The 21,743-nt window shown below is 67.4% G+C and carries 18 protein-coding genes; 10 read left to right on the forward strand and 8 right to left on the reverse strand.

Translation table 11 applies throughout. The annotated features are described in order from the left end of the window. On the forward strand, positions 1 to 1,411 hold a 1,411-nt coding region (locus VKQ35_RS07240; RefSeq protein ID WP_324360018.1), incomplete at its 5' end, for an NAD-dependent succinate-semialdehyde dehydrogenase. 59 nt (positions 1,412 to 1,470) lie between these two features. Here VKQ35_RS07240 and VKQ35_RS07245 read toward each other — a convergent pair. Next, positions 1,471 to 1,665: a DUF1127 domain-containing protein gene (locus tag VKQ35_RS07245; RefSeq protein ID WP_324360020.1), complete on the reverse strand. Its 195-nt coding sequence runs from the start codon at positions 1,663 to 1,665 to the stop codon at positions 1,471 to 1,473. A 123-nt stretch (positions 1,666 to 1,788) separates the two neighbouring features. Here VKQ35_RS07245 and gcvA point away from each other — a divergent pair, with 123 nt between their 5' ends. Then, the gene (gene gcvA / locus VKQ35_RS07250) at positions 1,789 to 2,679 is read left to right on the forward strand and encodes a transcriptional regulator GcvA (protein ID WP_324360022.1); all 891 of its coding nucleotides are present in this window, start codon (positions 1,789 to 1,791) and stop codon (positions 2,677 to 2,679) included. 21 nt (positions 2,680 to 2,700) lie between these two features. Here gcvA and VKQ35_RS07255 read toward each other — a convergent pair whose 3' ends face one another. Further along, complete coding sequence (locus VKQ35_RS07255; RefSeq protein WP_324360024.1) at positions 2,701 to 4,221, reverse strand: acid phosphatase; 1,521 nt, start codon at positions 4,219 to 4,221, stop codon at positions 2,701 to 2,703. Between VKQ35_RS07255 and VKQ35_RS07260 the strand changes: the two genes are divergently transcribed. The 4 genes from VKQ35_RS07260 (at position 4,169) to VKQ35_RS07275 (ending at position 9,774) form a co-directional block, all read left to right on the forward strand. Then, positions 4,169 to 5,581 (forward strand): cytochrome-c peroxidase, encoded by a 1,413-nt coding sequence (locus VKQ35_RS07260; protein ID WP_324360026.1) that lies wholly within the window; start codon positions 4,169 to 4,171, stop codon positions 5,579 to 5,581. The genes VKQ35_RS07255 and VKQ35_RS07260 overlap by 53 nt on opposite strands. A gap of 176 nt (positions 5,582 to 5,757) precedes the next feature. Next, positions 5,758 to 7,167, forward strand: a complete 1,410-nt coding sequence (gor, locus tag VKQ35_RS07265) for a glutathione-disulfide reductase (protein ID WP_324360028.1) — start codon at positions 5,758 to 5,760, stop codon at positions 7,165 to 7,167. A gap of 23 nt (positions 7,168 to 7,190) precedes the next feature. Then, positions 7,191 to 8,585, forward strand: coding sequence for a class II 3-deoxy-7-phosphoheptulonate synthase (locus tag VKQ35_RS07270; protein WP_324360030.1), 1,395 nt, complete (start codon positions 7,191 to 7,193; stop codon positions 8,583 to 8,585). A 1-nt stretch (position 8,586) separates the two neighbouring features. After that, positions 8,587 to 9,774, forward strand: a complete 1,188-nt coding sequence (locus VKQ35_RS07275; protein ID WP_324360032.1) for a hypothetical protein — start codon at positions 8,587 to 8,589, stop codon at positions 9,772 to 9,774. A 6-nt stretch (positions 9,775 to 9,780) separates the two neighbouring features. Here the strand turns inward: VKQ35_RS07275 and VKQ35_RS07280 are convergent, their stop codons facing one another. Next, a complete protein-coding gene (locus VKQ35_RS07280; protein ID WP_324360034.1) occupies positions 9,781 to 10,011 on the reverse strand; it encodes a hypothetical protein in 231 nt (76 codons plus the stop codon). A 278-nt stretch (positions 10,012 to 10,289) separates the two neighbouring features. On the opposite strand from VKQ35_RS07280, the gene VKQ35_RS07285 reads away from it, so the two are divergent. Then, complete coding sequence (locus tag VKQ35_RS07285; RefSeq protein WP_324360036.1) at positions 10,290 to 11,831, forward strand: PQQ-binding-like beta-propeller repeat protein; 1,542 nt, start codon at positions 10,290 to 10,292, stop codon at positions 11,829 to 11,831. A gap of 6 nt (positions 11,832 to 11,837) precedes the next feature. Here the strand turns inward: VKQ35_RS07285 and VKQ35_RS07290 are convergent, their stop codons facing one another. The 5 genes from VKQ35_RS07290 to VKQ35_RS07310 form a co-directional block, all read right to left on the reverse strand. Beyond that, positions 11,838 to 13,196 (reverse strand): ATP-binding protein, encoded by a 1,359-nt coding sequence (locus tag VKQ35_RS07290; RefSeq protein ID WP_324360038.1) that lies wholly within the window; start codon positions 13,194 to 13,196, stop codon positions 11,838 to 11,840. 1 nt (position 13,197) lies between these two features. Beyond that, complete coding sequence (locus VKQ35_RS07295) at positions 13,198 to 13,917, reverse strand: response regulator (protein ID WP_324360040.1); 720 nt, start codon at positions 13,915 to 13,917, stop codon at positions 13,198 to 13,200. A 102-nt stretch (positions 13,918 to 14,019) separates the two neighbouring features. Beyond that, complete coding sequence (locus VKQ35_RS07300; protein ID WP_324360042.1) at positions 14,020 to 14,904, reverse strand: amidohydrolase family protein; 885 nt, start codon at positions 14,902 to 14,904, stop codon at positions 14,020 to 14,022. A gap of 58 nt (positions 14,905 to 14,962) precedes the next feature. Beyond that, entirely contained in the window at positions 14,963 to 16,015 is a 1,053-nt protein-coding gene (locus VKQ35_RS07305) for an extracellular solute-binding protein (protein ID WP_324360044.1), read from the reverse strand. Further along, positions 16,012 to 17,058, reverse strand: coding sequence for an NADP-dependent oxidoreductase (locus tag VKQ35_RS07310; protein WP_324360046.1), 1,047 nt, complete (start codon positions 17,056 to 17,058; stop codon positions 16,012 to 16,014). Before VKQ35_RS07310 ends, VKQ35_RS07305 begins: the two co-directional genes overlap by 4 nt. A 192-nt stretch (positions 17,059 to 17,250) precedes the next feature. On the opposite strand from VKQ35_RS07310, the gene VKQ35_RS07315 reads away from it, so the two are divergent. The 3 genes from VKQ35_RS07315 to cysS all read left to right on the forward strand — a co-directional run bounded on the left by VKQ35_RS07315 (position 17,251) and on the right by cysS (position 21,743). Further along, a complete protein-coding gene (locus tag VKQ35_RS07315; RefSeq protein ID WP_324360048.1) occupies positions 17,251 to 18,915 on the forward strand; it encodes an NAD+ synthase in 1,665 nt (554 codons plus the stop codon). After that, positions 18,916 to 20,244, forward strand: coding sequence for a glutamate--tRNA ligase (gltX, locus tag VKQ35_RS07320; RefSeq protein ID WP_324360050.1), 1,329 nt, complete (start codon positions 18,916 to 18,918; stop codon positions 20,242 to 20,244). Positions 20,245 to 20,354: 110 nt separating this feature from the next. After that, positions 20,355 to 21,743, forward strand: coding sequence for a cysteine--tRNA ligase (cysS, locus tag VKQ35_RS07325; protein WP_324360052.1), 1,389 nt, complete (start codon positions 20,355 to 20,357; stop codon positions 21,741 to 21,743).

A 21,743-nucleotide genomic window follows, 5' to 3' on the forward strand; every position in this document is an offset into this window, starting at 1 on the left:
TGGCGAGCTCGTGGACGCCCAGGCGGGCAAGACGATGGAGGTCAAGAACCCCGCGAACGGATCGGTCGTCGACTCGATCCCGCGCGGCTCCGCGGCCGACGTCGACGCGGCGGTCGAGGCCGCGGCGAAGGCGTTCCCGGCGTGGGCCGCGCTGCCGCCGGGCAAGCGCGCGCAGCTGCTGCACCTCGCGGCCGAGAAGATGAAGGCCGCGGTCCCGGAGATCGCGAAGCTCCTCTCGCAGGAGCAGGGCAAGCCCCTCGCGCACGCGGTCCTCGAGGCGGCGCGGGTCCAGGAGAACCTGGAGTACTACGCCGGCCTCGCGGACAAGATCCGCGGCGATTACGTCCCGCTCGACGACCCGGCGAAGTTCGGGCTCACCATCCGCCGTCCGATCGGCGTCGTCGCCGCGATCACGCCGTGGAACTTCCCGGCCGCGATGATCACACGCAAGGCCGGCCCGGCGCTGGCCGCCGGCTGCACCATGGTGCTGAAGCCGGCGACCGCGACGCCCTATTCGGCGCTGGCGCTCGCCGAGCTGGCGGAGCGCGCGGGCATTCCCAAGGGCGTGTTCAGCGTGGTGACCGGCAGCGCCTCCGCGATCGGCGGTGAGATGACGTCCAACGACATCGTGCGCAAGGTGACCTTCACCGGCTCGACCGAGATCGGCCGGGTGCTGCTGAAGCAGGCGGCCGAGAGCATCAAGAAATGCTCGATGGAGCTGGGTGGCAACGCGCCCTTCATCGTGTTCGACGATGCCGACCTCGATGCGGCGGTGAAGGGGGCCATCGCGTCCAAGTACCGCAATGCCGGCCAGACCTGCGTCTGCGCCAACCGCATTCTGGTCCAGGACAGCGTCTATGACGCCTTCGCCGGCAAGCTCGCCGATGCCGTCGCGGCCTTGAAAGTCGGCAACGGTTTCGAGCAGGGCACCGTGATCGGGCCGCTGATCGACGGCAAGGCGGTCGAAAAGGTCGAGCAGCATATCGCCGACGCGCTCGCCAAGGGCGCCAAGGTGACGCTCGGCGGCAAGCGCCATGCGCTCGGCGGCAGTTTCTTCGAGCCGACGATCATCACCGGCGTGACGCCGGACATGGCGGTGGCGAAGGAGGAGACGTTCGGGCCGCTGGCGCCGTTGTTCCGCTTCAAGACCGATGCGGAAGCAATCCGGCTCGCCAACGATACGGAGTTCGGTCTCGCGGCCTATTTCTACAGCCGCGACATCGGCCGGATCTTCCGCATCGCCGAGGGCTTGGAATACGGCATCGTCGGCATCAACGAAGGCATCATCTCGACCGAGGTGGCACCGTTCGGCGGCGTCAAGCAGTCGGGCCTCGGCCGCGAAGGCTCGAAATACGGCATCGAGGATTATCTCGAGGTCAAGTACCTCTGCCTGGGCGGGATCAACCAGTAATCCTGGCCGATCAGGACCGTCGTGGCCGGGTCAAGCCCGGCCATGACCGAAGATATTCTTCAGGCAACCCAGAACGGCTTGGCGGCTTCGGCCTGCGCGTCAGCCGGATCGACGCCGATGTCCTTCAGTTCGGCGATCGAGAGCGAAGCCAGCGCCCGGCGCTGGCTGACGCGCTCGGCCCAGAGGGCGACGGTCGCGAACAGCGAAGGGGTCGAGGGGCGGGCGGGGGCGGCGAAGGCGGCGGTGGCGGACATGGCGGATCTCGGTTTCATCTGGTTCGGCGTCGTGTGCCGTTGAGTGGTAACCTGATGACGCCTCCTCTTGCCGACAAACGAGGCTTTCTCTACGGTCCATGAGATAATTTCATGGGGTGCCTCATGGAACGCCGCCTGCCGCCCTTGAATGGATTGCGTGCCTTCGAGGCGGCGGCCAGATTGCTCAGTTTTACTAGGGCTGCGGCCGAACTCAGCGTCACCCAGAGCGCCATCAGTCATCAGATCCGCGCGCTCGAAGACCGGCTGGGCGTGTCCCTCTTCAAACGCATGCCTCATGCGCTCGTGCTGAGCGAGACCGGCGAGGCGCTGTTGCCGATCGTCGCTGACGCGTTCGACCGCCTGGCCGACGGCGTCGCCTCGGTGATCGAGCACGAGGTGAAGGGCGTGCTGACGGTCAATGTCTCGCCGTCCTTCGCGGTCAAATGGCTGGCCCCGCGGCTCGGCCGTTTCCGCGAGCGCTTCCCCGGCATCGAGTTGCATTTGCTGACCAGCAACTACTACACCGACTTCGCGCGCGAAGGTGTCGACGCGGCGATCCGCCATGGCGTCGGACCCTGGCCCGGCCTCAGGGCCGACAGGTTTCTCGACGACAAGGTCTATCCGGTATGCAGCCCGAAGCTGCTGGAGGGGCCCGACGCGATCCGCGGGCCGGAGGATCTGCAGCATCATGTGCTGCTCGACCTGATCAACCGGCCCTACTGGCCGCGGTGGCTGGACGCCGCCGGGCTGCCGGACCTGAGGCCGCGCGACATGGTGCTGTTCGACGATATCGGTGTCGGGCTCGAGGCGGCAGCGGTCTGCATGGGCGTCGCCATGGGGCGCTCGACCATCCTTGGTGACGATCTGCTGAATGGCCGGCTGGTGCGGCCGTTCACGCTCGACATGCCCGGCCGCTACGGCTTCCACCTGGTCTGCCCAGAGGCGATCGCCAACCGGCCGAAGATCGCCCGGCTCCGGGCCTGGCTGCTGGCCGAAGGGGCGGGCGGGGGCTGAACCCCGCCCGGCCGGTCCGGGTCAGCTCTTGTTGCCGCCGAGGTTGAGCGCGCCGGTCAGGTCGCCCAGCGCGGGGCTGTGGTTGGCGGCGAGCGCCTCGTCGCGTGCCTTGATGCCGGGCAGTACCGGCAGGGCGAAGCGGTGGCTGATGAAGCGCAGGATCGAAGTCGTGTCGTAGGTCGAATGGTCGACATAGCCGCGCTTGGCATAAGGCGAGACGATGAAGGCCGGGATGCGCGTGCCGGGGCCCCAGCGATCGGCCTTGGGCGGCGCCACGTGATCCCAGAAGCCGCCGTTCTCGTCATAGGTCACGACGACCAGCATGTGCTTCCATTGCGGGCTCTTTTCCAGGTGATGGATCAGGTCGACCAGGTGCTGGTCGCCGGACTTCACGTCGGCGTAGCCCGCATGCTCGTTCAAGTTGCCCTGGGGCTTGTAGAACGTGACCTGGGGCAGGCGGCCCTGGTCGATCGCCTTGATGAATTCGGCGCCGCCCAGGCCGCCGTCCTTCAAATGCTCGGCCCGCGCCGGCGTGCCGGGCGCGAAGCTGGCGAAATAGTTGAGCGGCTGATGGTGGAACTGGAAGTACACCGGGGCGCCACCCTTGCCGTCGAGTGCCGCGGCCCAGGCACCGCTGTACCAGGCCCAACTGACGCCCTTGGCCGACAGCAGGTCGCCGATGGTCTCGGCGGTCTGCGGCGGCAGGGTGGTCGCGACGCTCGGGTCGGCGAGGGCCGGATCGCCGCCCGGCGCCGGCTTGTTGGCGCTCGGCTGATAAGGCGGCTGCATGGTGTTGACGGCGAAGAAGTCGGGCGTGAGGTTGCCGTCCTTGACGAATTTCGGGACGCCGCCCAGTGCCGATACCGGCGAATTGTCGGCGATCTTGAGCGCAGCACCGTCGGCCTCGACCACCGAGATCGAATCCTTGGCCGGGCTCTTGTCGGCGTTCGGATAGCTCGGCGCGCAGGCGCAGATCAGCTCGAAATGATTGAAGAACGAGCCGCCGAAGCCACCCATGAAGAAATGGTCGGCCAGCGTATATTTCCGGGCGATCTTCCACATCGGCAGCTTGCGGCCGTCATAATGGCCCATGACCAGGCCGCCGGCATCGGCATAGGCCGCGAACTTGTCGTTCTTGCCGCCGTCGATCTGCATCTGGTTCTGGTAGAAGCGATGCCAGAGATCGTGGGTCACCACGTTGAGCTTGGTGTCGAGCCCCTTGGGATCGTCAATGGCGAAGGGACGGTTCGGCATATGCTCGGTCACCGCCTGGATCACCGGCGGGGCGACACCCTTGGCGGTCAGCCCGTCCCAGATCGGCGGCAGTTCGGCCATGACCCGGCCGTCGCGATCGAGCTGCTTCAGGCTGGTCTCTGACGCCTGCTTCAGGCCGTCGGCGCCGGGAAAGCTGCCGTAGAGATTGTCGAAGCTGCGGTTCTCGGCATAGATCACGACAACCGTGTCGATCTGGTCGAGGCCGCCGGCCGGCGTGGCGACCTTCGGGGCGGCCGAAACCGACGCCGAGGCGCCGAGCGCCAGCAAACCCGTAACAGATGCCGATAATAGTTTTGTCGCCTTCACGGTCTCTTCCCCTGCCGGAAAATCCAATCACTCGCACCCACCGCATCATAAAAGTGTGAAACCTATGCGGATAGTCCGCAAAAAAATCCTTCCGGCGCTGCTTTTGCTTTTTCCCGCAATGGTCTGCGTGGCCGGGGCGGCCGATGCGCCGCAGGGCGCCAAGTCGGGCGCCATGTCGCGCGCCGCCGTGCGCCGCCAGATCCAGGCGCTGGACGCACTGGGTGCGCGCCTGTTCCGCGACCCGTCCCTGTCGGCCTCGGGCAAGCTCGCCTGCGCGTCGTGCCACGATCCGGCCCATGGCTTCGGGCCGGCGAACGCGCTGCCGGTCCAGATGGGCGGCGCCGACATGAAGCAGCCCGGCAGGCGCGCGGTGCCGTCGCTGACCTATCTGCAGGCGACGCCGCCCTTTACCGAGCATTATTTCGAAAGCGAGGACGATGGCGACGAGAGTATCGACAATGGGCCGACCGGCGGCCTGACCTGGGACGGGCGCGTCGATCGTGGGCGCGAGCAGGCACGCATTCCGCTGCTGTCCGAGTATGAAATGGCGAACAAGGATGCGGCCGAGGTCGCTCGTCGGCTGGAACAGGCCGGTTATGCCGCGTCGCTGCGCCGGATCCTGGGCGCCAGGCTCGCCGGGCCGGATGAGCTATTCGATGCCGCGGCCGAAGCGCTCGAGGTCTATGAGCAGAATTGGCGGGTGTTCTATCCCTATTCGAGCAAGTACGACGCCTATCTGGCCGGCAAGGCCGAGCTCAGCCCGGCCGAGGCGCGGGGGCTGGCCCTGTTCGAGGATCCCGAGAAGGGCAATTGCGCCAACTGCCACATCAGCCAGCCGTCGAGCAATGGCGCGCCGCCGCAATTCACCGATGACGGCCTGATCGCCATCGGCGTTCCGCGCAATCGCGCCATCCCGGCCAACGCCGATCCCCGGCATTTCGACCTCGGGCTCTGCGGACCGGACCGCACGGATTTCCGCGACCGGGCGGAATATTGCGGGCTGTTCAAGACGCCGTCGCTCCGCAACGTCACGCTCCGCCAGACCTTCATGCACAATGGCGCGTTCCACAGCCTGCGCGAGGTCATGGAATTCTACGTCCAGCGCGACACCGATCCGGGCAAATGGTACGGGCGCAAGCCGGACGGGACGGTCGACAAATACGACGACCTGCCCGCGGTCTATCATGACAACGTCAACACCGATCCGCCGTTCGACCGCAAGCCCGGCCAGGCGCCGGCGCTCGACGCCCAGGAGATCGACGATGTGATCGCGTTCCTCGGCACACTCACCGACGGCTACAAGGTGCCGAAGCGGCCCTGATATCCGAGGGCGGCCTCTTGGGCGCGAGGTGGGCCGGCCCTATCTCTGCACCCTGGGCAACGCGCGTCTGCGTAAAGGGCCTGGGCAAGCCGCTCGTCCCGGACTAGCGTATCCGCCCTTTGGACCGATTGCGACGCATCGCGGGGCGCATTTCGAAGGCGGCATCGACGGATATCATGGCGAGCTACGATTTCGATCTCTTCACCCTCGGTGCCGGCTCAGGCGGCGTCTCCGGCTCGCGCCGGGCGGCATCCTATGGGGCCACGGTCGGCATCTGCGAGGACAGCCGGGTCGGCGGCACCTGCGTCATCCGCGGCTGCGTGCCGAAGAAGCTCCTGGTCTATGGCGCGCATTTCGCCGAGGACTTCGCCGATGCGGCCGGGTACGGCTGGACCGTGGGCGAGACGAAGTTCGACTGGCCGACCTTGATCGCCAACAAGAACCGCGAGACTGACCGGCTGAACGGCATCTACAAGAAGCTGCTCTCGGACAGCGGCGTGAAGCTCTACGAGAAGCGCGGCAAGATCATCGACCCGCACACGGTCGAGGTCGGCGGCGAGCGTTTCACCACTCGCCGGATCCTGATCGCGACCGGCGCCCGGCCGGTGGCGCCGGAAATCCCGGGCATCGAGCATGTCATCTCGTCGAACGAGGCGCTCGATCTGCCGGAACTGCCGAAGCGCATCGCGATCGTCGGCGGCGGCTACATCGCGGTCGAATTCGCCGGCATCTTTGCGGCGCTGGGCAGCGAGGTGACGCAAGTGATCCGCGGCGAGAAGGTGCTGCGCGGCTTCGATGAGGACGCGCGCGACGCCCTGACCGAGGCGCTCGTCCGCCATGGCATCCAGATCCGCAATCACACCGAGATCGCCCGGATCGACAAGGGACCGGGCGGGCTCACCCTCATGCCGGAGAGCGGCACGCCGATCGAGGCCGACGTGGTGCTCTATGCGACCGGCCGTGAGCCCAATACCCGCGCCCGGGCATCGCTCTACCGTGCCAACACCGAAGGCATCGGGCTCGAGAACGTCGGGATCGCGACCGACAAGTTCGGCGCCATTCCGGTCGACGAATGGTCGCAGACCTCGGTGCCCTCGATCTATGCGGTCGGTGACGTCACCAACCGGCTCAATCTGACGCCGGTCGCGATCGCCGAGGCGCGGGCGCTGGCCGAGACCCTGTTCAACGACAATCCGACCAGTTTCGACCCGACCGACGTGCCGACCGCCGTGTTCAGCCAGCCGCCGGTTGCGACGGTCGGGCTGACCGAGGCCGAGGCGCGGGTGACGGTTGGCGCGGTCGATATCTACCGGTCGCGCTTCCGGCCGATGAAGCACACGCTGACCGGCCGCGAGGAGCGGACGATGATGAAGCTGGTGGTCGACCGGGCGACGGACCGGGTGCTGGGCTGCCACATAGTGGGGGCCGATGCCCCGGAAATCATCCAGGGGCTGGCGATCGCGCTGAAATGCGGCGCCACCAAGAAGCAGTTCGACCAGACGGTCGGCATCCATCCGACCGCCGCCGAGGAGTTCGTCACCATGCGCGACAAGCTTCCCGACCCGGTAGCGAAAGCGGCCGAATAGCCGCGAGTTGAGACGAGGCGGAAATGGTTGAGACCTGGTCCCCCGAAAGCTGGCGTGCCCGCCCGATCGTCCAGGTGCCGGAATATCCCGATGCCGAGGCGCTGGGCACGGTCGAGGGAGTGCTGCGGAATTTTCCGCCGCTGGTCTTCGCCGGCGAGGCGCGCCGCCTCAAGACCGCCTTGGCCGACGCGGCCGAGGGCAGGGCGTTCCTGCTGCAGGGCGGTGATTGCGCCGAAAGCTTCGCCGAATTCCACGCCAACAACATCCGCGACACGTTCCGCGTGATGCTGCAGATGGCGGTCGTGCTGACCTTCGGCGCGGCGGTGCCGGTGGTGAAGCTCGGCCGGCTCGCCGGCCAGTTCGCCAAGCCGCGCTCTGCCCCGAACGAGACGATCGACGGGGTGAGCCTGCCGTCCTATCGCGGCGACATCATCAACGGCATGGACTTCACCGCCGCGGCCCGCGTCCCCGATCCGCAGCGCATGGTCCAGGCCTACAGCCAGTCCGCGGCGACGCTCAACCTGCTGCGCGCCTTCGCCAGCGGCGGTTACGCCGACCTGCATCAAGTCCATCTCTGGAACCAGGGCTTCGTGGCCAAGAGCCCGCAGGGCGAGCGCTATCAGGCGCTCGCCGACCGCCTGACCGAGACGCTCGATTTCATGGCGGCCTGCGGCTTCACCTCGGCGACCAGCCCGCAGATCCGCGAGACCGAATTCTTCACCTCGCACGAGGCGCTGCTGCTGCCCTACGAGGAGGCGCTGACCCGCGTCGATTCGACGACCGGCGACTGGTACGACTGCTCGGCCCACCTGGTCTGGATCGGCGACCGGACCCGCCAGCTCGACGGTGCCCATGTCGAGTTCGCGCGCGGCATCAACAACCCGATCGGCCTCAAGGCCGGCCCCTCGACCAACCCGGACGATCTCCTGCGCCTGATCGACATCCTCAACCCGGCGAACGAGCCGGGCCGCTTGTCGCTGATCACGCGCATGAGCTCGGAAAAGGTGACGGAGCTGCTGCCGCCGCTGGTGCGCGCGATCAAGCGCGAAGGGCGCAAGGTCGTTTGGGTGTGCGATCCGATGCACGGCAATACCCACACGTCCTCGACCGGCTACAAGACCCGCTCCTTCGACCGGATCATCAAGGAGGTGCGCGGCTTCTTCGATGTGCATGAGGCCGAAGGAACTCATGCCGGCGGCGTACATTTCGAAATGACCGGTCAGGAAGTGACCGAATGTATCGGCGGTGCGCAGGCGATCAGCGACAGCTCGCTCGGCGACCGCTACCACACCCATTGCGACCCGAGGCTCAATGCCAGCCAGTCGCTGGAGCTTGCATTCCTGATGGCCGAAGAACTGAAGTCCCGCCGACACGCAACCGGCCGCCTGTCCGGCTCGGCCCTGGCGGCGGCGTCCTGACATGCCGGATTCCGCCCGCGTGGCAGCGCAAGGGGTTGTCCATCTGCCCGAGATCGATGCGGTCCCCGACCTGACCGACCATTATTTCCTGCGCACCAAGCAGGTGGTCGAGCGGTTCGGCGACAAGGAAGTAACCTATGCCGTGTTCATGCGGCGCCCGGTCATTTCCACGCCCCGCCTAGTGATTGAATTCCTGGAGAAGGCAGCGCGCGAGCGCGGCGTCCGCTTCCAGATCGAGCTCGTCCACCAGGAAGGCGAGTGGGTCGGCGCCGGCGATCCGATGCTCTACATCACCGGATCGCTGAAGCACCTGGTCGATCTGGAGACGCTCTATCTGCAGCGCCTCGGCCCGCCGTGCGTCGCGGCCTACAATGCCTATGTCATGTGCCAGGAACTGCCCAAGGTCGCGTTCCTGGCCATGGATGCACGTCATTGCGCCGGTGCCGAGATGGCCGAGATGATGGCCTATGCCGCCTCGGTCGGCTCCGCCGCCGCCAGGGACGAGGTCGGCGCGGTCGGCTTCATCGGCAACGCCACGACCGAAACCGCGCATTATTTCGGCCAGGAGCGCGGCCTCGGCACCATGCCGCATGCGCTCATCGGCTACGCCGGCTCGACCGTGCGCGCGGCCGAGATGTACCACGAGACCTTCCCGAACGAGCCAATCACGATCCTGGTCGATTATTTCGGCAACGAAATAAGTGATTCCCTGGCGGTGGCCCGGCGCTTCCCCGAGCTTGCCGCCGCCGGTCGCTTGTCGGTCCGGCTCGATACCCACGGCGGCCGCTATGTCGAGGGGCTCGATCTCGCCCAGTCCTACGCGGTGCTGGAGCGCCATGCCCCGAAATCGATCCGCGGCTACCGAACCGAGGCGGAACTGCGCTATCTGGTCGGCACCGGCGTCTCGGCCGCGGCAATCTGGGCGGTCAGGAAGGCGCTCGACAAGGCCGGCTTCAGGAAGGTGAAGATCGTCGGCTCCTCGGGCTTCTCGCCGGCCAAATGCCGCATGATGGCGGCGGCCAATGCGCCGCTCGACGTGGTCGGCACCGGCTCCTATCTGCCGGACCAATGGTCCGAGACCTATGCCACGGCCGATATCGTCGCCTATGACGGCGTGCCGCTGGTCAAGCTCGGGCGCGAGTTCCTATTGAAGAAGCGGTCCGAGGCCGACGAGGCCAGCGGCGGCTGAACCGGTTCAGCCGGCAGACGCCCTGGCGCCGTCCTTCACGCGCCGGCAGACGGTCTTGATGTAGGTATCGTCCCGCCCGGCGAAGGCCGAGGTGGCGAACTGCGCCTGGCCGCCGATGCCGTTGCAGTCGAGTTCCGAGGTCGCGGGCTTCTGCACCAGATCGATTGCGGTGTCGGCGTCGCAGGCATCGTGATCGACGGAGGCTGCGCAAACGAGAATCATCAGGACGAAATGCACGGTGTACCTCAAGCGGAAAGGGGTACCGAAACGCCGTCTTGGTATCTCTCCCCGCGCGACCATCTGCCGTGGCGCTCCGATTAGAGTGCACTGCAACATCGCCAACCGCAACCGCGTCGTTAAGCGACCGAAACCCGGCCGGGAGGATTTTGTTCCTGCCGGCCGCCTCGTCCCCTTTATGTCCTAGGCTGGGTCGGTAAACCTGAGGTAGTGTTGCTCCACACCCTTGGATGGAGCTTGCGATGGCTACGTGTCGTAAGATTGTCGCGCTCCTGGCCATGATCGCCGCCGCGCTGCCCGGGGCGGCGCGCGCGCAGGCCTGGCTCGCCGGAGACGGCGAATGGCGGGTCGCCGGCGGCAATCAGGCCGACTCCCACGGGTCTTCGCTCGCCTGGCAGATCGGCCCGCGTAACGCGGCAAACCTTGCGCCGAAATGGATGTTCACCACGGCCGGCGACGTGTCGGCGACCCCGACAGTGGAAGGCAGCGCGCTCTATGTACCGGATTGGGGCGGCGGGCTGTACCGGCTCGACTCCGCGACCGGGACACCGGTCTGGAGCCGAAAGCTCTCGGACTATACCGGCAATCCGAACTCGCTGAGCCGCAGCAGCCCGGCCATCACCCAGCGCACGATCATCGTCGGGGACGAGGCGTCGGGGACGATCCTGGCGATCGACAAGGCGACCGGCCAGTTCGTCTGGCGAACGGTGGTCGACGCGCTGCCGGCAGCGCTCATTACCGCGTCGCCGACCGTGCTCGGCAACCTCGTCTATGTCGGCGTCTCCTCGGTCGAGGAGGGGCTGGCACAGCAACGGGCGGGCTACGTCCCCTCGTTCCGCGGCACGATCGCGGCGCTCGACGTCGACACCGGTCGCGTGGTCTGGAGCTTCCGGACCGTGCCGGCGGGCTACACCGGCGGCGCCGTGTGGAGCAGCAGCTTCGCCATCGACGTCAAGCGCGGATCGCTCTACGCCACGACCGGCAACAACTATACGGTGCCGGCGCCGGTCACGACATGTCTGCAGGCCGCCAAGACACCCGAGCAGCAGAGCGCTTGCCTGGCGCCGGACGACTACATCGACGCGATCGTGGCGCTCGACCTCTACACCGGTCAGGTGAAATGGGGGCGGCGGATGATCGGCGCCGACACCTACGTCAACTCCTGCATCGCGAGCCCGGCCAAGGGCATTCCCTGTCCGAATCCGCGGGGGCCCGACTTCGACTTTGGCGCCGGCGCCAATCTCTTCACCACCACGGTCGGGGGGCAACTGGTCGACCTCGTGGGTGCCGGGCAGAAGAGCGGGGCCTACTGGGCGCTCGATCCCGATACCGGCACGACAGTCTGGGCGACCCAGGTCGGCCCCGGCGGCGGCGCGGGCGGCATCATGTGGGGCACGGCGGCCGATGGCGCGCGGGTCTATGTGGCGATCAACGACAGCGGCGCCGTGCCCTACGACTTGGCGCCCGCGGGCACGGTGCAATGGCGTGCCGGATCCTGGGCGGCGCTCGATGCCGCGACCGGCCGGATCCTCTGGCAGATCCCGGCGACCGGCAAAAACCCGCTCAACCCGACCCTGAATGCCGGCGCGCTGGGTGCGCTCAGTGTCGCGAACGGCGTCGTCTATGCCGGCTCCATGTCGGGCGACATGGTGGCGATCGACGCGGCCGGCGGCGGCATTCTCTGGCAATTCGCCAGCGGCGGGTCGGTGATCTGTGGGCCGTCGATCGCCATGGGCATGGTCTATTGGGGCTCCGGCTACCGCCGCTTCGGCTCGGGCAACAACAAGCTCTACGCCTTCACCGCGCCCACGGCCTATTGACCGTCTTCAGCCCGGCAGGTCGACCATCACGCGCAAGCCGCCTTCCGGGCGGTTTTCCAGGCGGATCTCGCCGCCGTGGCCGCGAATGATCGAGCGGGCGATCGACAGGCCGAGGCCGGTCCCGCCGGTATCTCGATTGCGCGAGCCTTCCAGGCGGACGAACGGGGCGAATACCCGTTCGCGATCGGTCGCGGCGATGCCCGGCCCCCGATCGGCGATTGTGACCTTGCAGCCGTCGCCCGTGTCGGCGAGCGCTATCTCGACCGTCTCGCCATATTTGATCGCGTTGTCGACCAGATTGCCGAAGGCGCGGCGCAGGGCCACCGGGCGGCCCTGGAAGATGCGGTGGGCGGGGCCGGCGTAGCTTGCCTCATGGCCGGCGTCGGCCGCCTCGTCGACCATGCTCTCCAGCAGGCTCGGCAGATCGAGCGAGGTCGGTGGCTCGCTCGCCGCATCGTCGCGGGCGAAGGCGAGCGTCGCCTCGATCATCTCGGCCATCTGGTCGAGATCGCCCAGCATCCGGTCGCGCTGCTCCTCGTCCTCGACGAACTCGGCACGCAGCCGGAGCCGGGTGATGGGCGTGCGCAGATCATGGGAGATCGCGGCGACCATCTGGGTGCGATCCTCGATAAAGCGCTGCACGCTCGCCTGCATGCCGTTGAAGGCGCGGGCGGCGCGGCGCAGCTCGGCCGGCCCGGTCTCGGCGATCGGCGCCGCCTTGGGATCGCGCCCGAACCGTTCGGCGGCACCGGTAAAACGCTCGATCGGGCGGGCGAGCAGGCGGGTCGAGGCGAACGACACCAGGATGATCGACAGAATGGCGATGGCAATGAAGATGACGCGCCGCTCGGGCCGCGTCAGGCCCCAGTTCCGTTCGCCGACGGTGAACACGGCCCAACTGCCGTCGTGCAGCTGAATGGCAGCAATGCGCGGGTCCGGCAGGTGGTGACCGTCGTGGTACAGCAGCGGCGAGTTCGGCGACAGCGCGCGCGTGTGGAAGACCCGGACGTCGCGTTTCGGATCGCCCACCATGTTGCGCAACTCGTCGATCGACGGCTCGGCGCCCGGCGGGATCGGCGTTCCCGCCTGGGGCTCGGGCAGGAAGGGAAACCAGGTGACGAAATGATCGCCGTTGCCGGCCGCATCGGCGAGTTCCGGGCGCCGCTCGGGCGGGGCCGCGTCGAGCATGCGCAACCCGACGCTGACCTCGTTCAAGAGGCCGGTATGTTCGAGCGGCGGCCGGGCGAGATTGCTGTTCAGCAGGGTAAAGGCGGTGCCGATCAGCACTATGACCAGGATGGTCGCGAGCGTGGTCAGGGCCAGCCGGAGCGCCAGCGTGTCGCGGAGCAGGCGCGGCGTCCGCATGTCAGAGCCGGGTCACGGTTGCGGAGAAGATATAGCCGCCGCTGCGCACCGTCTTGATCAGCGCCGGCTCCTTCGGGTCCGCCTCGATCTTGCGCCGAAGCCGGCTGACCTGGACGTCGATCGACCGGTCGAAGACCTCCGTGGCGCGTCCGCGGGCGATGTCGAGCAGCTGGTCGCGCGTCAGCACGCGCCCGGCATGGTCGGCGAAGGCCGACAGCAGGTCGAACTCGCCGCCGGTCAACTGGACGAGGGCGCCTTCCGGGTTGCGCAGCTCGCGCTTGGCGAGATCGATCTTCCAGCCGTCGAACTCCAGCATGCCCGACGCGCTCTCCTCGGCCGGGCGCGGGCGCATGGTGCTGCGCCGGAGCACGGCCTTGACGCGGGCCAGAAGCTCGCGCGTGTTGAACGGCTTGCCCAGGTAGTCGTCGGCGCCCAGTTCCAGCCCGATGATGCGATCGGTGTCCTCGCGCATCGCGGTCAGCATGATGATCGGGACGGCCGAACTGCTGCGGATCTTCCGGCACAGGTCGAAGCCGTCTTCGCCCGGCAGCATCAGGTCGAGGATGATGAGGTCTATGGAGCTGACTTCGAGCGCCCGGAACATCTGCTTGCCGTCGCGCGCGGTCGTGACGCGGTAGTCGTAGCGGGCGAGAAACTTGGACAGGAGCGAACAGATCTGTTCGTCGTCGTCCACGACCATGATGTGCGGCGTTCGGTTCATGGCGCAATTATAGGGAGCGGCCGCATCGCACCGATCAAATTTTTGCGTCCGGAGTTTGCAAGACCCGGATCCGGCAACAGTCCGTTACCAAGAGCGCCGACTTCAATCGCCGAAGCCGTAGAGACGGGCCGGGTTTTCGACCAGTACCAGATGCCGCTGACGCTCGTCCGGAACCCAGAGCTTCAGCAGATCCAGGAACTCGCCGTCGTTCGCCATGTAGCCGTCGATCGCGACATGCGGCCAGTCGGACCCCCAGACGAGGCGCGTCGGGTCGGCGTCGATCAGGGCCTGGGCGAAGGGAATGGTGTCGTGATAGGGGGCACCTGCGGTCGAGATGCGGTTGGCGCCGCTGAGCTTGACCCAGGTCCGGCCCTCGTGGACCAGCTTCAGCAGATGCTTGAAGCCCGGATGGTCGACCCCGGCGGATGTGGGCATGTGGCCCATATGGTCGATGACGATGTCGACCGGCAGGCGGGCGAGCTTCGGCGCCAGGATCGGCAGGGTGCGGCAGTCGATCAGCAACTGGATATGCCAGCCGAACCGCTCGATCCGTTTGGCCAGGGTCTCCAAGAGGTCGAGCGCCACGCCGCCGCGGAATAACAAGTTGAAGCGGATGCCGCGGATGCCGTTGCCGGCCATCCGCTCGAGCCTGCCGTCGGTGATGGTGTGGTCGATCACCGCAATGCCGCGCAGGCGGTTGCGATGCTTGGCGAGCGCATCGAGCGTGCAGGCATTGTCGGTGCCGAACACGCTCGGCTGCACGACCACGCCGCGCTCCAGCCCCAGCGTGTCGAGCAGGGTGCGATAGGCTACGAGCGGCGCTTCGGGCGGCGTGTAGCTCCGGTCCTCCTGCAGCGCGAACAGCTGGAACGGGCCGATCACATGGGCATGGCAGTCGGTGGCGCCGGGCGGCAGGGCAAAGCTGGGCGGCCGCGGCTTCGGGTCCGGCCCCTGGCATAGCGGTGCGTCGTCGTCCGACTGGCTCATGTCGCTTCTCCCGTTATCGAGAAGATGCTTGTGCCCGGGCCTGCCGCCGGCCGGTGCGCTACTCCCAGCCGGCCCGCGCCATCGCCTCGTCGGCCTCCGGCGCGAACTTGCCAAGCTTGCCGACCGCCAGACTGTCGATCTTGAAGGGGCCGAGGCCAGCCAGCACCGGCGCCGGCTCGACGCCCGCGACCACGGGATATTCGAAATTGGCGGCCGCGAACTGCTTCTGAACCTCGGGCTTCAGCAGGAATTCCAGCAGCATGGCGGCCGCGCGCGGATGGGCCGACCAGCGCGAGATGCCGGCGCCGGCGATGTCGACCTCGGTCCCGCGGTTCGCCTGGTTCGGGAACGCCAGGCCGACATTGGCGACGACCTCCTGCTCCGTCACCTTGTCGGACGCGGCGAAGCGCGCCCAATAGCGCGTGTTGATGATCGACACGCTGCCTTCGCCCTCCGCCATGGCCTGCAGTTGGTTGGTGTCGCCGCCCTGCGGCGGCCGGGCCAGATTGGCGACCAGGCCGCGCGCCCAGGTCTCGGTCGGAGCCGTGCCGAGGCTCGCGATCATCGAGGCGACCAAGGCCTGATTGTAGAGGCTGGAGGCCGATCGAACCAGGATCTGGCCCTGGAATTTCGGATCGGCCAGATCCTCGTAATTGGCGACATCTTCGGGCTTGAAGCGGTCCTTCTCATAGGCGATCACGCGGGCCCAATAGACGAGACCGATCCATTGGTTGGTCTTGTCGCGCAGATTGGCCGGTACGGCCTGCAGGATCGTCTCCGACGTGATCGGCTGCAGCAGCCCGGCCTGGGCGCAGCGCCAGAGCGTGGCGGCGCCGACCGACAGGACGAGATCGGCGCCGGTGTGCTGTCCCTCCTTGGTCAGCCGCTCGAGCAGCGGATCGAAATCCTCGTCGACCAGGTCGACCGGGATGCCGGTGGCCTTGGTGAACTGGGCGAACAGCTGGGCGTCTTCGGTCTGGTGCCGGTCGGAATAGACCGTCAGCGCCGGCGGCGCATTCGGGACGTCGGCCGCTCGGGCGGAGGGGATGGCCGCCGGAAGGACGAAGAGCGCCGCGAGGGCGGCAGCGACGACGGGACCGAATGCTCTCATCGGACGGACGGGCTCGCCACATGGATCAATTGCTTGCCGAGGTTCTTGCCGGCCAGGAGCCCGATGAAGGCTTCCGGCGTCTTCGCGAGGCCCTCAGCCACGTCCTCGCGATAGCGGATCAGCCCACCGCGCAGCCAGGCGGTCATGTCGGCCAGGAATTCCGCACGGCGATGATCATAGTCGAATACCAGGAATCCTTCCATCCGGGCACGCTTCGCCAGGATCTGACGCATCCAGCGCGCGCCCGTGTCCTGGGACTCGAGCTTGTCGTAGATCGCGACCGCGCCGCAGATGATGATCCGGGCATTGAGCGCCAGGCTCGACATCGCCGCGTCATGGATGATGCCGCCGACATTGTCGAAGAATACGTCGATGCCGCCGGGGGCGAGCCGCGCCAGTTCGGCGACGAGGGCGGCGGTGTCCTTGCCGCGGTAGTCGATCGCCGCGTCGAACCCAAGCTCGTCCGTGACATAGGCGCATTTCTCGGGCCCGCCGGCGATGCCGATAACCTGGCAGCCCTTGAGCTTGGCGATCTGGCCGACGACCTGGCCGACGGCGCCGGCGGCGGCGCTGACCAGCACGGTCTGGCCGGGCTTGGGCTTGCCGATGTCGAGCAGCGCGAAATAGCCGGTCATGCCCGGCATGCCGAGCACGCCCAGATAATGGGACAGCGGTGCCTTGGTGCCGTCGACCTTGATCAGCCCCTTCGCCGGCATGACGGCGTATTCCTGCCAGCCGGTGCGCGCCAGGACCGTGTCGCCCGGCTGGAGCGAGGGATCGTTGGAGGTCACGACCTCGGCCACGGCCTCGCCGATCATGACCTCGCCGATCTGCACGGGCTGGGCATAGGACTTCGCCTCGCTCATGCGCCCGCGCATGTAGGGATCGAGCGACAGGTAGAGCGTGCGCAGGAGAACCTCGCCGGTGGACGGCACCGGGACCGGCGCTTCTTCGTGGCGGAAATCACTCGGCTGCACCGGCCGATTGACCGGGCGTGCGGCGAGGGTGATGCGGTGATTGACCTGCACGGCGGCAAACTCCATGGCGCGGGGCCGGGATCTTAGCGCCCTATCCTAGTGTGGTCTCCCCTCGCGCGCTACGCGCGATGGGATGACATCCATGCGAGCGCCACGTGGCTCGTGCGGGCCGCCGCGTTGACAGGGATCGGCCCGGTTCCTAGGGTCCGGGCGTGCGACGGCAGGATCCCGCGCCGCATCCTTGAAAGGCCTCATCCCGTGCCGAGTACCGATCGTCTGAAGATTTCGCTGGCCCAGCTCAATCCAACGGTCGGCGACATCGCCGGCAACGCGGCGAAGCTGAGGGCCGCGCTGGCGACGGCGCGGGAGCAGGGGGCGGATCTGCTGGTGACGCCGGAGCTGTTCCTGGCGGGATATCCGGCCGAGGACCTGGTGCTGCGGCAGGATTTCCTCGATGCGGTCGAGCAGGCGGTCGAGGCGCTGAAGCCGGCGACTGCCTCCGGCACGGCCCTGCTGCTGGGCGCGCCCTGGCGCCACGAGGGCAGGGTCCATAACGCGGCCCTGCTGCTGGATCGCGGCGAACTCCGGGTCATGCGCTTCAAACACGAGTTGCCGAACTATGGCGTGTTCGACGAGAAGCGCGTGTTCGCCGCGGGCCCGCCGCCCGGGCCGATCGCGTTCCGCGGCGTCCGGCTCGGCGTCATGATCTGCGAGGACATGTGGACGCCCGACGTCACCGAGACACTGGAGGAATCCGGCGCGCAGATGCTGATCGTGCTGAACGGCTCGCCGTTCGAGGCGGACAAGCAGGATGAGCGCGTGCAGCTGGCGGTCCAGCGCGTCCAGGAAAGCGGCCTGGCGCTGCTCTATGTGAACCAGGTCGGCGGCCAGGACGAATTGGTATTCGACGGCGGGTCGTTCGCGCTCGACAGGCAATGCCGTCTGAGGCTGCAGGCGCCATCCTGGCAGGAGGCTTTGGTGCCGACGGAGTGGCGCTTCGACGACGACGAACGCTGGGTGATCGAACCCGGCCTGATGTCCCGGCCCGAGGAGGGCCTGGCTGCCACCTATCAGGCGATGGTGCTGGGCCTGCGCGACTATGTGAGCAAGAACGGCTTTCCGGGCGTGGCGCTCGGCATGTCGGGCGGCATCGATTCGGCCCTGTCGGCGGCGGTTGCGGTCGACGCGCTCGGGGCCGACCGGGTCCGCTGCGTGATGATGCCCTATCGCTATACATCCGCGGAAAGCCGCGAAGACGCGGCGGCAGCGGCGGAACTGCTGGGCGCCGAGCTCACGACCATCGACATCGCCCCGGCGGTGGACGCGTTCGGCACGATGCTGGTGCCGGCCTTCGTCGGGCGCAACGGCGACATCACCGAGGAAAACCTGCAGGCGCGTGCCCGCGGCGTGACGCTGATGGCGCTGTCGAACAAGTTCGGCTGGATGGTGCTGTCGACCGGCAACAAGTCGGAGATGTCGGTCGGTTATGCGACGCTCTACGGCGACATGTGCGGCGGCTATGCCGTGCTGAAGGACATCTACAAGACGAGCGTGTTCGCGCTGGCCCGCTGGCGCAACGACCATAAGCCCGCGGGCGCGCTCGGGCCCGACGGTCCGGTCATGCCGGCGCGCATCATCACCAAGCCGCCGACGGCCGAGCTCAAGCCCGACCAGAAGGACCAGGACACCCTGCCGCCCTACGACGTGCTCGACGATATCCTCGCGGCTCTGATCGAGCGGGAGATGCCTGTCGATGCGATCGTGGCACGCGGCCATGCGCCCGAGACGGTGATGCGGGTCTGGCGTATGCTCGACCGGGCGGAGTACAAGCGTCGTCAGGCACCTCCGGGTGTCAAGACGACGCGCCGCGCGTTCGGGCGGGATCGGCGCTATCCGATCACCAATTCATTTCAGGGCGGCTGAGTGACCCCCATTCTGCGTTTCGCACCGAGCCCGACCGGCCGGCTGCATCTCGGCAATGTCCGAACCGCCATCGTCAACTGGCTCTTCGCCCGCAAATCGGGCGGCCGGCTGATGCTGCGCATCGACGATACCGATCTGGAACGGTCGACGGCGGCTCATGCCGCGGCGATCGAGACCGACCTCGCCTGGCTCGGGCTCGACTGGGACCTGTTCGCGCGCCAATCCGACCGGTTCGACCGCTACGCCGAGGCTGCCGACCGGCTGCGTGCGGCGGGCCGGCTCTACCCGTGCTTCGAGACGCCGGAGGAGCTGGAGCTGAAGCGCAAGCTGGCGCTCTCCCGCGGCCGGCCGCCGATCTACGACCGGGCGGCGCTCAAGCTGACGCCTCGCGAGATCCAGGACCGCATGGCGGCGGGCGAGAGGCCGACCTGGCGCTTCAAGCTCGAGCGCGGCACGGTCGCTTGGGACGACATGGTGCGTGGACCGGTCGAGATCCATGCCGAGAGCATGAGCGATCCGGTACTGATCAAGGCCGACAGCCAGCCGCTCTACACGCTGTCCTCGGTGGTCGATGATGTCGAATTCGCCGTCACCCACATCATCCGTGGCGAGGATCACGTCGCCAATACGGCGGTCCAGTCGCAGTTGTTCGAGGCGTTGGGCGCCGCACCGCCGACCTTCGGCCATTTCTCGCTGATCGCCGACGCGTCGGGCGGCAAGCTGTCGAAGCGCACCGGCTCGATCAGCCTCGAGAACCTGCGCGACGACGGCATCGAGCCGATGTCGATCCTGAGCCTGCTGGCCAAGCTCGGCACGTCCGATCCGATCGAGATCCACACTGGCATCGCTCAGCTTATCCAGGAATTCGAGATCGGCAAGTTCGGCCGCAGCCAGCCGAAGCTCGACGTCGTCGAGCTGGAGCATCTGAACGCCAAGCTCATGCATCTTTTGCCGTTCGAGGATGTAGCCGCGCGCCTGCCGGCCGGCGCCACTGCCGAATTCTGGGACGCGGTGCGCGGCAATCTGCTGCGCCTCGGCGACGCGCTTCAGTGGTGGGATGTGATTGAAGGGGCGGTGACGCCGGTCGTCGCTGATCCGGAATTCTTGGCGCTTGCCGCCCAGCACCTGCCTGATGGTAAGCTCGACGGATCGAGTTGGGGCACCTGGACCGGCGCCGTGAAGGCGGCGACGGGCCGCAAGGGCAGGGAGCTGTTCCTGCCGCTGCGCCTGGCGCTCACCGGCGTCGATCACGGACCCGAACTGGCCCGGCTCCTGCCCCTGATCGGGCGGGAACGTGCCTTGCGGAGGCTCGAAGGCCATGCGGCATGAGATGGACGGCGTTTTCTGTAGGTGTGGCTGTCCGGACTAGCGCTGGACGTCGCGGCCGCCGGGCCGCATAAACCCTTCGAATTTGCCGTCTCGCTCAGAAAGAAGCGCCCGTGCCGCTCGCTCTCTACAATACCGCCACCCGCCGCAAGGAAGACTTCCGGCCGATCGACCCGTCGAACGTCCGCATGTATGTCTGCGGACCGACGGTCTATTCCTATGCCCACATCGGCAATGCCCGGCCGGTCATCGTGTTCGACCTGCTGTTCCGCGTGCTGCGCGAGATCTATGGTGCCGAGCACGTCACCTACGCCCGCAACATCACCGATGTGGACGACAAGATCATCGCGGCGGCGGCGGCGAGCGGCGAGACCATCCGCGAGGTGACCGAGCGGACCGCGGTTCAGTACGACAAGGATATGGCCGCCGTTGGCGCGCTGGTTCCCACCCTGACCCCGCGCGCGACCGAGCATATCGGCGACATGATCGCGATGATCGAAGACCTGATCGCGAAGGGCCACGCCTATGCGGCCGAGGGCCATGTGCTGTTCGCCGTCGCCTCGATGGCCGACTATGGCGCGCTGTCGGGCCGCAATCTCGACGATATGATCGCCGGCGCCCGGGTCGAAGTGGCGCCCTATAAGCAGGCGCCGGCCGATTTCGTGCTGTGGAAGCCGGCCAAGGATGGCGAGCCGGGCTGGGACAGCCCCTGGGGCCGTGGCCGTCCCGGCTGGCATATCGAATGCTCGGCGATGGCCGAAAAGCACCTGGGCGAGACGTTCGACATTCATGGCGGCGGCGTCGACCTGATCTTCCCGCATCACGAGAACGAGCGGGCGCAGAGCCTGTGCGCCCACGACGGCCGGCCGTTCGTCAATGTCTGGATGCACAACGCGTTTCTCGACCTTGGCGGCGAGAAGATGTCGAAGTCGCTTGGCAATATCGAGACGGTGCATGCGCTCTTGGAGCGGTTCCCGGGCGAGGCGCTGCGCTATGCCATGCTGTCGGCGCAGTATCGCGAGCCGCTCGAATGGAATGACGAGCGGGTGCGCGAGGCCAAGGGTGCCCTCGACCGGTTCTATGGCGCACTGCGTGCCGTCACCGATGTCGACCCCGCCTATCCGGACGAAGTGCCGGTGATGGCGTCGCTGTCGGATGACCTTAATACGCCCCAGGCCCAGGCCGTGCTGCACGAGCTCGCGACCGAGCTCAACAAGGCCAAGACCCTTCCGGCCAAGGCGGCCGCCAAGGGCGCGCTGCTGGCGAGCGGCGAGGTGCTGGGCCTGCTGGAGCAGGACCCGGAGGCCTGGTTCCGCTGGCGGCCGGCCGGTGCCGGCGGGCTCGACGATGCCGAGGTCGAACGGCTGATCGCGGCGCGCATCGCGGCCCGGGCCGAGCGGAATTTCGCCGAGGCCGATCGGTTGCGCAAGGAACTGACCGACGCCGGCATCGCGCTCGAAGACGGGCCGAACGGCACGATCTGGCGGCGCGCGGAGGTCTGA

The organism is Phenylobacterium sp., assembly GCF_035309685.1.
Lineage (GTDB): Bacteria > Pseudomonadota > Alphaproteobacteria > Caulobacterales > Caulobacteraceae > Phenylobacterium.